The organism is Paenarthrobacter sp. NPDC090522 (genome assembly GCF_044769225.1).
GTDB lineage: Bacteria > Actinomycetota > Actinomycetes > Actinomycetales > Micrococcaceae > Arthrobacter.
Genome location: NZ_JBIVXL010000002.1, coordinates 366,983 through 379,744, shown reverse-complemented (window position 1 = coordinate 379,744; position 12,762 = coordinate 366,983). Strand labels below are relative to the sequence as shown.

General features: G+C 64.8%; 14 protein-coding genes and 1 riboswitch. Of the genes, 7 read left to right on the top strand and 7 right to left on the bottom strand.

Going from position 1 to position 12,762, the window contains the following annotated elements; genetic code table 11:
* Positions 1–5 precede the first annotated feature (5 nt).
* Complete coding sequence (locus ACIQT2_RS03805; RefSeq protein WP_400329494.1) at positions 6–851, top strand: PHP domain-containing protein; 846 nt, start codon at positions 6–8, stop codon at positions 849–851.
* Positions 852–906: 55 nt separating this feature from the next.
* On the opposite strand, the gene ACIQT2_RS03800 is transcribed toward ACIQT2_RS03805, so the two are convergent.
* The 3 genes from ACIQT2_RS03800 to ACIQT2_RS03790 form a co-directional block, all read right to left on the bottom strand.
* Positions 907–1,830, bottom strand: a complete 924-nt coding sequence (locus ACIQT2_RS03800) for a DNA-methyltransferase (protein ID WP_400329497.1) — start codon at positions 1,828–1,830, stop codon at positions 907–909.
* 8 nt (positions 1,831–1,838) lie between these two features.
* Positions 1,839–3,527 (bottom strand): DEAD/DEAH box helicase, encoded by a 1,689-nt coding sequence (locus ACIQT2_RS03795; protein WP_400329500.1) that lies wholly within the window; start codon positions 3,525–3,527, stop codon positions 1,839–1,841.
* Positions 3,528–3,804: 277 nt separating this feature from the next.
* The gene (locus ACIQT2_RS03790) at positions 3,805–5,271 is read right to left on the bottom strand and encodes an RNB domain-containing ribonuclease (RefSeq protein ID WP_402943724.1); all 1,467 of its coding nucleotides are present in this window, start codon (positions 5,269–5,271) and stop codon (positions 3,805–3,807) included.
* A 41-nt stretch (positions 5,272–5,312) separates the two neighbouring features.
* Between ACIQT2_RS03790 and ACIQT2_RS03785 the strand changes: the two genes are divergently transcribed.
* A complete protein-coding gene (locus ACIQT2_RS03785) occupies positions 5,313–5,981 on the top strand; it encodes a ferritin-like fold-containing protein (protein WP_400329505.1) in 669 nt (222 codons plus the stop codon).
* Here ACIQT2_RS03785 and thiE read toward each other — a convergent pair.
* The gene (thiE, locus tag ACIQT2_RS03780) at positions 5,978–6,643 is read right to left on the bottom strand and encodes a thiamine phosphate synthase (protein ID WP_402943720.1); all 666 of its coding nucleotides are present in this window, start codon (positions 6,641–6,643) and stop codon (positions 5,978–5,980) included. The genes ACIQT2_RS03785 and thiE overlap by 4 nt on opposite strands.
* A 27-nt stretch (positions 6,644–6,670) precedes the next feature.
* Positions 6,671–6,790, top strand: a riboswitch (TPP riboswitch).
* On the opposite strand from thiE, the gene thiO reads away from it, so the two are divergent.
* The 3 genes from thiO (at position 6,783) to ACIQT2_RS03765 (ending at position 9,076) form a co-directional block, all read left to right on the top strand.
* The gene (gene thiO / locus ACIQT2_RS03775; protein ID WP_402943717.1) at positions 6,783–8,042 is read left to right on the top strand and encodes a glycine oxidase ThiO; all 1,260 of its coding nucleotides are present in this window, start codon (positions 6,783–6,785) and stop codon (positions 8,040–8,042) included. (Overlaps the previous riboswitch by 8 nt.)
* Entirely contained in the window at positions 8,039–8,275 is a 237-nt protein-coding gene (gene thiS, locus ACIQT2_RS03770; protein WP_400329514.1) for a sulfur carrier protein ThiS, read from the top strand. Before thiO ends, thiS begins: the two co-directional genes overlap by 4 nt.
* A gap of 3 nt (positions 8,276–8,278) precedes the next feature.
* Positions 8,279–9,076: a thiazole synthase gene (locus tag ACIQT2_RS03765; RefSeq protein ID WP_400329517.1), complete on the top strand. Its 798-nt coding sequence runs from the start codon at positions 8,279–8,281 to the stop codon at positions 9,074–9,076.
* Positions 9,077–9,166: 90 nt separating this feature from the next.
* Here the strand turns inward: ACIQT2_RS03765 and ACIQT2_RS03760 are convergent, their stop codons facing one another.
* Genes ACIQT2_RS03760 through ACIQT2_RS03750 form a run of 3 tightly spaced genes read right to left on the bottom strand, consistent with a single transcriptional unit; the run spans position 9,167 to position 10,514 of the window.
* Positions 9,167–9,469 (bottom strand): hypothetical protein, encoded by a 303-nt coding sequence (locus ACIQT2_RS03760; RefSeq protein WP_400269738.1) that lies wholly within the window; start codon positions 9,467–9,469, stop codon positions 9,167–9,169.
* 35 nt (positions 9,470–9,504) lie between these two features.
* Positions 9,505–9,729 (bottom strand): DUF3107 domain-containing protein, encoded by a 225-nt coding sequence (locus tag ACIQT2_RS03755; RefSeq protein WP_397322213.1) that lies wholly within the window; start codon positions 9,727–9,729, stop codon positions 9,505–9,507.
* A 50-nt stretch (positions 9,730–9,779) separates the two neighbouring features.
* The gene (locus ACIQT2_RS03750; RefSeq protein ID WP_400329521.1) at positions 9,780–10,514 is read right to left on the bottom strand and encodes a TetR/AcrR family transcriptional regulator; all 735 of its coding nucleotides are present in this window, start codon (positions 10,512–10,514) and stop codon (positions 9,780–9,782) included.
* Between the two features lie 6 nt (positions 10,515–10,520).
* Between ACIQT2_RS03750 and moeB the strand changes: the two genes are divergently transcribed.
* Both moeB and ACIQT2_RS03740 read left to right on the top strand, forming a co-directional pair.
* Positions 10,521–11,720, top strand: a complete 1,200-nt coding sequence (gene moeB, locus ACIQT2_RS03745) for a molybdopterin-synthase adenylyltransferase MoeB (RefSeq protein ID WP_402943713.1) — start codon at positions 10,521–10,523, stop codon at positions 11,718–11,720.
* 38 nt (positions 11,721–11,758) lie between these two features.
* Complete coding sequence (locus ACIQT2_RS03740; protein WP_402943710.1) at positions 11,759–12,745, top strand: SDR family NAD(P)-dependent oxidoreductase; 987 nt, start codon at positions 11,759–11,761, stop codon at positions 12,743–12,745.
* Positions 12,746–12,762 lie beyond the last annotated feature (17 nt).

The following is a 12,762-nucleotide window of genomic DNA, read 5'->3' as shown; positions in this document are numbered from 1 at the left end:
GGAAAGTGAGGATAGACCTGCATGCGCACTCGAATGTTTCAGATGGAACAGAGACTCCGGCCGGGGTCATGGAATCGGCCGCGGAGGCGGGCCTCGACGCGGTGGCGTTGACGGACCACGACTCCACCGATGGCTGGGCGCAGGCGGCGGCCGCGGCCCGGGCGCAAGGTGTGGCGTTCGTTCCCGGCATGGAGATCTCGTGCCGGACTGAACTGGGCATCAGCGTGCACTTGCTGAGCTACTTGCACGATCCCGCACATCCCGGTCTCCTGGAGGAGATCACCAAGTCCCGGGATGCCAGGCTCACCCGTGCCGAGCGCATGGTGACGTTGTTGTCCGAGGACTATCCGCTCACGTGGGACGACGTGATCCACCACGTGGCACCGGGAGCCACTGTGGGCCGTCCGCACATCGCCGACGCCCTGGTGGCCGCCGGCGTGGTGGCGGACCGATCGGAAGCCTTCGCTTCCATCCTCACCTCGCATTCGCGCTACTTCGTCCAGCACTACGCACCCGACCCGGCCATCGCCGTCGAACTTGTCAGGGCGGCAGGAGGCGTTCCTGTCTTTGCGCATCCCGTAGCGGCGGCACGCGGCCGCATCGTGGGGGAGCAGACATACCGGGAAATGATCGACGCCGGGCTGCTGGGCCTCGAGATCGACCACCGGGACAACCCGGAGGAGGGACGGGCCTTCCTCCGCCGGCTGGCGGCACGGCATGACCTGCTCATCACGGGTTCCTCCGACTACCACGGCACGGGCAAACCAAACCTGTTGGGCGAGAATGTCACGGACCCGGGCGTTCTGGCACGGATCGAGGAACTGGCCACGGGCTGCGCGGTGGTCCGCTGACGGACCTTTGGTTGCTCGCGTCCGTGGTGGGGACGGGACTGCGAGCCTGCTGCTGTCAGCCCTTGCCGTGCAGATGATCGCCGACGCTGTGCAGGCCTTCGCCAAGGGAGCCGCCTGAACCCTCCGGAAACAGCGCCTTGCTGCCCAGTCGCTTGCGCATGACCTCGATCGCCTGCTCGTTCTGGTCCACGCACACGAACTTGCGCCCCATCTTGGCGGCTACGGCGCCAAGGGTTCCGGAGCCGGCAAAGAAATCCAGGCACCAGTCACCCTTGCGGCTGGAAGCGGCAACCACGCGGCGGACCAGGCCCTCCGGCTTCTGGGTGGGGTAACCGGTCTTTTCGCGGCCGGTGGGGGAAACGATGGTGTGCCACCAGACGTCCGTGGGAAGCTTGCCGCGCTCGCGCTTGGCCGGGGTGACCAGCCCGGGAGCCATGTAAGGTTCACGGTCCACTTCTTCGTTGTCGAAGTGGTACTTCGTGGGGTTCTTGACGTACACCAGGATGTTGTCGTGCTTGGTGGGCCAGCGGTTCTTGGCCCGTGCGCCGTAGTCGTAGGCCCAAATGATTTCGTTCAGGAAGCATTCGCGGCCGAAGATTGCATCCAGCATCACCTTGGCGTAGTGCACCTCGCGGTAGTCCAGGTGGAGGTACAGCGTGCCGTCATCGGCAAGGAGCCGCCACGCCTCCACGAGCTTGGGTTCCAGGAAGGACCAGTAGTCGCTGAAGGCGTCGTCGTAGCTGTGCAGGGCACCCTTGATGGTGTCGTAGGAGCGGCCCTTGAAGCCCACCCGGTCGCCGTCGCCGTCGGCGTTGCGCACCATGCGGGTTTCCTGGCGGCGCTGGACCCTGCCGGTGTTGAACGGCGGGTCCACATAGATCAGTGTGAAGGCGCCGTCCGGCAGCGTGGGGAGGAAGTCCGCGTTATCCGCGTGCACCACCAGGTTGCTGCCGTCCGGCGCCCAAACAGTTCCAGCCATCTGCCGTGTCAGGCCTCGGTGTTGGCGGGCGTGGTGCCGGACGCGTCGCCGGACACCACTTCGCCGTTGCGGCGGCGCGTGCGCGTACGGCGCGTCCGTGCGGGCTTCTCCGAGGTGCTGTCTGCTTCGTTGCCTGCCGGTGCGCTGGTGGACGTGTCGCCGTTTGAGGTACGACGGCGGCGGGTGCGGTTGCGTCCGCCCTCGCCCTTGGTTTCGGCCGACGCGGCATCGCCGGACTTGCCTTCGCCGGACTTGCCGGAGCGGCTGCGGTCCCGGCCACCTTCGCGGCCTTGGCCGCGGGAACGGGAGTTCTTCTTGCCGGTCTCGCCGAGGTCCTCCAGGACTTCAGCGTCGACGCCGGCCAGCGTCCGCTTGGCGCGGGGCAAGCGGCCCTTGGTGCCCTCGGGAATGTCCAGGTCCGTGTACAGGTGCGGCGAGGAGGAGTAAGTTTCCACCGGCTCGGGAACGTTCAGTCCCAGTGCCTTGTTGATCAATGCCCAGCGGGGTACGTCATCCCAGTCCACGAAGGTCACAGCGGTGCCCTTGTTGCCTGCGCGGCCGGTGCGGCCAACGCGGTGGAGGTAGATCTTCTCGTCTTCAACGCACTGGTAGTTGATCACGTGGGTGACGTCTTCCACGTCGATGCCACGGGCGGCAACGTCCGTTGCCACGAGGACGTCCACTTTGTTGTTGCGGAAGGCTCGCAGAGCCTGTTCGCGGGCGCCCTGTCCGAGGTCACCGTGGATGGCGGCGGCGGCGAAACCACGGTCGACGAGTTCCTCGGCAACCTTCGCGGCGGTGCGCTTGGTCTTGGTGAAGATGACCGTTCGGCCGCGCCCCTTGGCCTGGAGGATGCGGGCTACCACCTCGGTCTTGTCCATGCTGTGCGCACGGTAGATCAGTTGGCGGATGTCCCGCTTGGTCAGGCCCTCATCGTTGGGGTCCGCTGCCCGGATGTGCGTCGGCTGCGTCATGTAGCGGCGGGCCATGGCGATGACGGGGCCGGGCATCGTTGCGGAGAACAGCAGGGTCTGGCGTACTGCCGGAGTGCCGGCGATGATCGTTTCAACGTCCGGCAGGAAGCCGAGGTCCAGCATCTCGTCGGCCTCGTCCAGGACCACCATCTTGACGTTCTTCAGGCTGAGGTGGCGCTGCTTGTAGAGGTCGATCAGGCGGCCGGGGGTACCAACGACGACCTCGACGCCCTTCTGCAAGGCTTCGATCTGGGGCTCATAGGCACGGCCGCCATAGATGGTGGCGATGCGGGCGTTGCGCTTCCGGGAAGCCGTCTGGAGATCGTTGGCCACCTGGACCGCGAGTTCACGCGTCGGCACGATCACCAGGGCCTGGGGTGCGCCCGGAACTGCCAGCTTGGCGTATCCGGGATCTTCCTTGCCTTCGATCCGCTGCAGGACCGGGATGCCGAAGCCGAGGGTCTTGCCCGTACCGGTCTTTGCCTGGCCGATGATGTCGTGGCCCCCCAGCGCCACAGGCAGCGTCATGGCCTGGATGGGGAAGGGGTGGGTAATCCCGGCATCGGAGAGGGACTCCACAATGTCCGCACGCACATTGAAGTCGGCGAACGATTTTTCTTCGATCTCGTGGGGCGTCTCATCCGAGGTGATCGTTTCCTCGGGTTCGATTGATTCGGTTCCGGTGGAGTCCGTCAGGACTTCATGGGTGTGCAATTCACTCACAGGGAGTTTCCTTATTCATTTGGGCATTGGCGCTGCATGCTCAACGGCGGCGGCGAAGCCGTACCGGAGCACGAACGGGCGCGCAAGCAATTCCAGTGGAAGCCGATCGCGGGCTATCTAAGTACTGGCACTGGTGACCAGCGGGCACATCTCAAGATCGCGTAGGGGCGGGCTTGTTGAGTTCAAAAATTAACTGAATCAACGACCGGGCATCCATTACTACAGGCCAAGTCTATCCTCTGGCCGTCCCAAACCCCGGATCGGCACCGTGGCGGCTTCACGCGACCAGGGCGAAACGGATTTCCCTGCTGGCAATATCGGCCTTCACCAGCCTCACCCTGACCTGGGTGCCGGACTCAAGCTCACCGTCGCACCGGGCCGTGATGGCCGGTTCCTGGATCTGGATGGTGCCGTACGGTCCGTTGCCGTTCCCGTTGCCGTTTCCGTTGGATGGTTTGGATCCGGAGATCACCACGGCATCGAATTCTTCACCGATGTGGTTGGCCACCAGGGCAGCCTCCACCGTGTCCAGGGCCAGGCGTTCCAGCTTCCCGGCCAGTTGGTCCGAGGACGCCATGATCTCCGGGAGCGTAGGAAGTGCTTCGCGGGCCCATTGAGGGATGTCGTGTCCGCCGCTCAGCGCTTCGCAGATCACCAGGACAAAGCGGTCGATCAGGCGGCGAAGCGGAGCGGTGGTGTGTGCATACGGCGCCCCGATGGCCGATTGGATGACATCCTCCGGGACCTCGCCATCGAATGGCGTGTACCCGGCGCCCCGGAACAGCGTGCCTGCGGAGTGCAGGATGGCCAGTTGCTTGGGATCGGAAGCATCAAGGGTACGCAGGTACTCGCCATAGGTGATGTCGCCGTCCCACGGTTTGCCCAAGGCCTGGGTTTGCCGCTTGAAATGAAGCAAGGAGCGCTCGTCCGGCGCGGGCATGGTGCGCAGGATCCCTACCTTGCCGTCGAGCATCATGCGGGCCGCGGCCATGCCCGTCATGAGGGAGATCTGGGCGTTCCAATCCTCCACGGGAAGCGAAGGGGCAGCCACAATCCGGTACCCGCCGCCACCAGTCGCCTGGACGATCTCCTGCTCAGGCATGTTGAGGCTGGCACCACCACGCTTGCGTTCCAGCTCCACTCGTTTCAGTCCGACCTCCTTCAGCAGTTGGAGGACAGGAAGGGCCGAGCCGGAATCTATCTGCTCCTGGGCACCCTTGTAGCTCAGCTTCGCGCGGCTCCGGACCTTGGCGCGCGCGACGGAGACGGACACGACGTCCGCTTTTGCATCAAGGTCGAAGTCCCACACGAACGCCCCGCAATCCTGCCCGGCCAGCAGGCTGCCGGCATGCTCGCTGATCACCTCCGGGTGGAGGGGAATCCGGCCGTCGGGAGCGTAGTAGGTCTGGCCGCGCTGCCTGGTTTCCGCGTCCAAGGCTCCATCGGGCACAACAAAAGAGGGGACGTCCGCAATGGCGTAAAGGACTTTGTAGCCTTCGCCTGAATGGTCGATGAAAAGGGCCTGGTCCAAGTCGGTGGAAGTGGCGGGATCAATGGTGACGAAAGGAACGTCGAGCAAATCCCGGGCGGGGAGTTGATGGTGTTCAACGGCCGCGCGAGCCTCAGCCAACGCATCGCCGGGGTACTCGCCGGGCAGTTCCAGCTCGGTCCTGAGCGCAGCCAGGGACTCCGCGAGCTGGTCGGAAGAATCGTCGACGTTGGGCGCTATCCGATGATGTGACACGAAAGTCAGACTAGCCCGAATTCGACGGATAGTCTTGGAACATGGGCACCTCCACAGGCCGCAACGACTCCCCGGGACAGCTCGCCGCCGGGCTGCTGGGTGCCATGGCCTACGGGGAGTTGTCCGCCTTTGGCCGGTTGTCCTCCGACTCCCGGTTGGCACCGACGCTTCGCGAACGGGCCATGCTGGCGAAGATCGCTGTTGGCGCCTTCGGAAACTATGCCGTGATCAGTGGCAGGCTCACCGAAATGGGGAACGACCCTGAGGACGCCATGCTCCCGTTCCAGGGTTCGTTCGACCATTTCCACGAGCGGACCCCGCCGGGAGACTGGTTCGAGTCGGTGACGAAGGCTTATGTCATCGACACCGTATCGGCGGACTTTTACCGAACGGTCGCCGGGTTCCTCGATTCCGGGATCCAGCATTTCGTCCAGCAGGTTTGCTCGGCCGATCAAGCTACCGAAGCCCTGCGGATCCTGCTGCGCCGGGCCCTGCGGGATGACCCCCGGCTGGCTTCGCGGCTCTCGCTCTGGGGCCGCCGGATTGTGGGGGAGGCCCTCACCCAGGCCCAGCGGGTGGGCTTGGAGCACCCGGACCTGGGACCACTGTTGCGCGATGGACACGGATCCCGTGCCGCAGTCCATCAGCTCACCGCAGAGCTGGCCGAACGGCACGGGCGCCGCATGACGGGGCTTGGGCTGACGGCCTAGGCCGCGTCGAGCGCCGAAAGCAGCGCCCGCGCGGCCGCCGTCGGGTCCTCCGCCTCGGTGATGGCGCGGACCACCACGATGCGGCTGGCACCGGCGGCAACTACTTGCTCCACATTTCCAAGGTCAACCCCACCAATGGCGAACCAGGGCAGGTCCACCCCGGCTTGTTTTACGGCCTCCGCGGCATATGTGACCAAGTCCAGCCCCACAGCAGCGCGGCCCGGTTTGGTGGGTGTCGCCCAGAGCGGGCCTACGCAGAAGTAGTCCAGGCCACCAGGTCCCTGGGAAGCGGCCACAGCCGCGTCCACCTGCTCGGGCGAGTGGGTGGAGAGGCCGATTGTTTCCTCGACCGGGAGCAGCTCCCGGGCCGCCCCCAGAGGGATGTCCTTTTGGCCGATGTGGAACACCGGAGCCCCGGAAATACGGGCAACATCGGCGCGGTCGTTGACGGCCCAAAGGCGTCCGTGGCGGCTGGCAACCTTGTTCAGGACCTCCAGCAGTTCCAGTTCTTCGGCAGCCTCGAGCGTCTTGTCGCGGAGCTGGATAATGTCCACTCCGCCCTCGAACGCGGCGTCCACAAAGTCTTCGAAGTCGTCCTGCCGCCGGCGGGCGTCGGTGCACAAATACAGGCGGGCAGGGGAAAGGAGATCAGGCTGGGTCATGCAAACCAGAGTAGTTCCTCTAAACTGGGCACGTACTGCGGGAGCCGCGACGATCGTCTTTATGACTGTCCGGCTGAGAGGGCTTCAGCGCCGACCGCTTGACCTGATCCGGCTAGTACCGGCGTAGGGAAGGGAATCCATGGCACAAGCCATTCACGCAGACGTCGCCGTCATCGGCGGCGGCGTCATTGGACTCGGAATCGCGCATGAGGCGCGACGCCTGGGCCGTTCGGTGGTCCTCATCGATCCGGCACCGGCAAGTGGAGCAACCTTTGCCGCTGCCGGCATGCTGGCTCCCGTCAGCGAGCTCCATTACCAGGAGGAAGATCTCCTGGAACTCATGCTGGAATCGTCGCGGCGCTGGCCCGCCTTCGTGGACAGCCTCGCCGGGTCGAGGGAAGCCGCCGGATACCGCACGACGGCGACCATCGCCGTGGGTGCCGACGCCGCCGACCGCCGTGCGCTCGCGGACCTCCGGGCAGTCCAGGTGGCTGCGGGACTCCAGGTGGAGCCACTCCTGCTGAGGGATGCCCGTGGGCGGGAGCCGTTGTTGAGTCCGCAGGTATCCTGCGCGTTCCACATACCGGCGGACCATCAAGTGGATCCCCGCAAGCTGGCGGCGAGGCTTCTGGCCGGTTTGGCTGCCCACTGTCCCGCCGATACCAGTTGGATCGAGGGGACCGATTCCGGCTTCCACCTCCGGGAAACGGCCGTCCGCCTGCTCTGGGACGAAGGACGCGTAGCCGGCGTTGAATCCAGCAGCGGCAGGCGGGTCTCGGCCAAGGAAACAGTCCTTGCCAATGGCCTGGACGCTGCAACCGTCAACGGCCTCCCGGAGCAGCTCCATCTCCCGTTGCGGCCGGTCTACGGGGACATCCTCCGGCTCCGTGTCCCGGAATCCCTGCAGCCCCTTGTCACGTCGACCATCCGCGGAATGGTGCGGGGTGTGCCCGTCTACATCGTTCCCAGGGAGGACGGGACCGTGGTAGTCGGGGCCACCCAACGCGAAGACGGATTGTCTGCCAGTTCCAACGCCGTCTCGGCCGGCGGCGTCTACCAACTCCTGCGCGATGCCCAGGTCCTTGTGCCCGCCGTCGCAGAACTGGAACTCCTCGAAGCGACAGCCCGCGCCAGGCCGGGAACTCCGGACAATGCACCGTTGCTGGGACGGGTGGCCGGTGCCGGGGGGGAGGTCCAGGGCCTGATTGTCGCCACGGGCTTCTTCCGGCACGGAGTTCTCCTGACGCCCGTGGCTGCGGCCATCGTGGGCGGTTTGATGACCGGCCCGGCCGATCCCAGGTGGTCACGCTTCAGGCCGGACCGCTTTGCCCCGCAGGGAAGTGCACCCGCCATCCATACCTCCCCTCATACCGGACCATTCACCAAGGAATCAGCATGAACATCAAACTCAACGGAGCAGACCACGCAGTAGTGGACGGCGCCTCCGTCAGCACCCTCGTGACGTCCGTCACCGGCCGCGCACTGGACCACCGCGGACAGGCGGCCGACGGCGGCAAGCTGGGCGTCGCCGTCGCACGCAACTCGGAAGTGGTGCCGCGCAGCCAATGGGCCGCCACGGACCTCGCTGAAGGCGATGAACTGGAACTCGTTACCGCAGTCCAAGGAGGCTGAACCGTGACCACAACAAGCACTGAAACCCGGATTGACCCGTTGGTCATTGACGGTGTTGAGCTCTCGTCCCGTCTGATCATGGGAACGGGAGGCGCCCCCAGCCTTGAAGGCCTCGGAGCCGCGCTCCTGGCATCCGGGACGGAACTGACCACCGTGGCCATGCGGCGCTACTCTCCAGCGGAGGCAGGGTCGCTGTTCCAGCTCCTGGTGGACAACAACATCCGGGTGCTCCCCAACACTGCAGGCTGCTTTACGGCCAAGGACGCGGTGCTGACGGCCGAACTGGCCCGCGAGGCATTGGAGACCGACTGGGTCAAGCTTGAGGTCATCGCGGACGAACACACGCTCCTTCCCGACGCGGTGGAACTCGTGGAGGCCACGGAACAGTTGGTGAACCGGGGCTTCAAGGTCTTCGCGTACACCAACGACGATCCGGTGCTGGCCCTGCGCCTGGAGAACCTTGGTGCCACCGCCGTCATGCCGCTTGGCGCGCCGATCGGAACAGGCCTGGGTATCCTCAACCCGCACAACATTGAGGTCATCGTCTCCCGCGCTTCTGTTCCGGTAGTCCTGGACGCGGGCATCGGCACGGCCTCCGACGCGGCGCTTGCCATGGAGTTGGGGTGCGACGCCGTCCTCCTGGCCACCGCCGTGACCCGGGCCCAGAACCCGGCCCTGATGGGTGAGGCTTTCAAACACGCCGTCCTGTCCGGCCGGTTCGCCCGTCAGGCTGGACGGATTCCCCGGCGGGAGCATGCCCTGGCGTCCTCTGCCATGGAGGGCCGCGCAGAGTTCCTCTGACGTGGAAACTCGTGTGGCCACCGCCCAACGGCGGTGGCCACACGAGTTTAAGGAACCGGAACTTTATGGGACCGGAACGTCCGGGACTGCCTAGAGGCGCAGGGCCTTGGTCAGGGCCGTAGTATCCCGCGAGGTGCGCGTACGGCCCAGGTAGACCACAGCGCCTGCCGCGGCAGCTGTGCCCAGCACGATGGGCAGCACATAGGGAATCCACGTCAGCCCAGGCTGGTAGCCCAGGCCGGCCGCGATGAAAGCCACCCAGGCCAGTGCGCCGATGCCCAACGAAACTCCGGCCGGCAGGGCAATGCCGTACTTGCCGTGTCGTTTGTCATTTGCCCACACCAGGAAGCCGGTGGCGACAGTCGCAAACGCAACAACGACGAGTGAAAGCATGGGGACTCCTTAGCGGCAGTAGTCAGGGCAAAGTGTCAGAGGGCGCCGAAGCCCACGCGCCGGACTTCTTCGGCGCCGATTTCGACGTAGCCCAGGACGCTGCCGGGAACGATCACCTGGCGGCCCTTGTCGTCCGTCAGCCGCAACTCGGAACCCTTGGAGAGGGCGTCCGCAACGAGCTTGGCGACCGCGTCAGCGTCCAATGCGGATTCGAGCACAATTTCACGGCCGACGTTCTGAATGCCGATCTTTACTTCCACAGCAAGGCCTCCAAGCCAATCAAGAATTAGGTCAGTCCTTTATTTGTAGCCTAGGACTCTTTGGGGAATCGACTGATTCCGCGCCAAGCTAAACGATAGATCAGATCGCTGGCCACATCGAGGTCCAGGTTTCCGTCCGTTTCGAGCCAGTACCGTGCGCTGACCTGGGCCATTCCGGCCAGGCCGCGGCCCAGCAGTTGCGCTTCCAGTGGGGGGAGCTTGGTGTCTTCGGCAATGACATGGGCCACGGCATCCGCAAAGGTCTTGTTGAACGTTTCCAGGCGGGAACTGACATCGGGATCGTTGATCAGGTCCGACTCGAAAACCAGCCGGTGCGCTTGGTCGTCGTCCGCAATGAACTTGTAGTAGGCGCGCATGACGGCCTTGACGCGCTCCTTGTTGTCCGAGGTGGAATTCAAGGCGGTGAGCATCAGTTCGGTCAGCGCGGCGAGATGGCTGTCCAGGAGCGCCATGTACAGCTCCCGCTTGGAGGGGAAGTGCTGGTAGAGCACCGGCTTGCTCACATGGGCGGTCTCAGCGATCTCATCCATGGCGGCACCGTGGAAGCCGTTGGACACGAAAACTTCCAGGGCAGCGTTGAGCAATTGCGCGCGGCGTTCGTCCCGCGGCAACCTTGCTGAGCGCGGTGAACCAGTCCGTTCCTGCTTTGCTGGTGCCCCATCGTTTGCCCGTGCGCCGTCAGCCACAGTCTGCCGCCTTTCCTTTGCAGTTATGACCACTGTACCGGTGGGTAATATGACCGGGCGGCATCGGCAGGCATACATTGGGGTATGGCCTCAATTCTTGCCGCCCACACTGCGCCCGCGGTCCTGCCGCCCCTCGTTGAACCTGCCGCCGGACTGTCGCCGGCCGAGGTGGAACGGTACTCCCGGCATCTCATCATTCCGGAAATTGGAGCCGTGGGCCAACGCAGGCTTAAGAATGCGAAAGTTCTTGTCATAGGCGCCGGTGGGCTCGGTTCGCCGGCCCTCCTGTATTTGGCCGCAGCGGGCGTCGGTACGTTGGGAATTATCGACGACGACGTGGTGGACCTCAGCAATTTGCAACGCCAGGTGATCCACGGAGTCAAGGACGTTGGCATCCCCAAAATAGAATCGGCGCGTAACGCCATTGCCGAACTCAATCCGCTGGTCAAGGTAGTGCTGCACAATGACCGCCTTGATTCCTCGAATGCGTTGGACCTCTTTGCGCAATACGACCTCATCCTGGATGGCGCGGACAATTTCGCAACCAGGTACCTCGTTAATGACGCCGCCGCGATCCTGGGCAAGCCCTATGTGTGGGGTTCCATTTTCCGGTTCGACGGACAGGTAAGCGTCTTTTGGGGCGAGCACGGCCCTACCTACCGCGACCTGTACCCTGAAGCGCCGCCAGCGGGCTCCGTGCCGTCCTGCGGCGAAGGCGGTGTCTTCGGCATGCTCTGTGCAGCCGTTGGCTCCCTTATGGTCACCGAGGCAGTCAAGCTGATCACCGGCGTCGGGCGTTCCCTTCTGGGCCGCGTGGCGCTCTTTGACGCCCTGGGTGGCAGCTGGCGCGAAATCAAAGTGTCCAAGGACCCGGAAGCCGAGCCGATCACCGAACTGACCGACTACGAGGCTTTCTGCGGTGTTACCCCTCCGGCGCCCGCCGACCAGGCGCACACGGTGACGGCCACGGAATTGGCGCAGATGCTGGCCGACCGCGAGGCAGGTAAACGGGACTTCGATCTGGTGGATGTCCGGGAGTCCGGCGAATACAGCATCGTCAACATCGACGGCGCCGTACTGATCCCGCAGGGCCGCATCCTTTCGGGCGAAGCCTGGGTGGACCTGCCGCAGAACCGGGACATCGTGTTCCACTGCAAGGCAGGAACACGCTCCGCAACAGTCCTGGAGGCTGCCCGCAAGGCCGGGTACGACCGCGTCAGCCATCTCGACGGCGGTATCCTCGCCTGGGTTCGGGACGTCGAGCCGGAGAAGCCCGTCTACTGAGCATTGCCGGAGCGCTCCCATGTCTGGGAAGCTCAAGCATGGGCGAAGAAGCGACGCAGACGCAGCAACACCACCTCGGCTCGGGTTTCGGCCACTACTCCACCGCGGCAGAGGTGATTTCAGGGATCGACCTCTCGGGTAAGTCCGCCATCGTTACGGGAGGATACTCGGGACTCGGTCTGGAAACCGTACGGGCCCTGGTTTCGGCCGGCGCGCAGGTCACGGTCCCTGCCCGCCGGGTGGAACACGCCCGGTCGGTGCTCGCCGAGGCGGGCCTGGATGGCGTATCCGTTGCTCCTCTGGACCTTGCTGACCAAGAGAGCGTCAAGGCCTTCGCCAAGCACTACCTGGCAGATCACCACACTCTCGACATCCTCATAAACAACGCCGCGATCATGGCCAGCCCGGAGCAGCGCGTGGGACCCGGGTGGGAGGCGCAGTTCGCCACCAACCACTTGGGGCACTACACCCTGGTGAACCTCCTATGGCCGGCTCTGGCGGCAGCAGGATCTGCGCGGGTTGTCTCCTTGTCCTCAACGGGCCACAAGCTATCCCCTATCCGCTTCGATGACATGGACTTCGCCGGAGGCTATGACAAATGGAAGGCGTATGGCCAGGCGAAGACCGCGAACGCCCTCTTTGCCGTGGAACTGGACCGCTTGGGCCAGGCCTCCGGGGTGCGGGCGTTCGCTGTGCATCCGGGCGGGATCATGACAGAACTCCAGCGCCACTTGCCCAAGGAAGAGATGGTGGCGGCGGGCTGGATGGACGCCGAGGGGACCGTGCGCGAGGGATTCAAGACCCCTGAACAAGGCGCCGCCACCTCTGTGTGGGCAGCCACCTCACCCTTGCTGGCTGGGAAGGGTGGCGTGTACTGCGAGGACTGCGATGTGGCCGAGCCCACCGACCACCAATCGCCGCTGGCCCGGTACCAAGGTGTTGACGCGCATGCCGTGGACCGGGATGCTGCGCGGACGCTGTGGGAGAGGTCGGCCGGGTTGACCGGAGTCAACGCCTTCGCCTGATTCCGGAGAACCCGGGC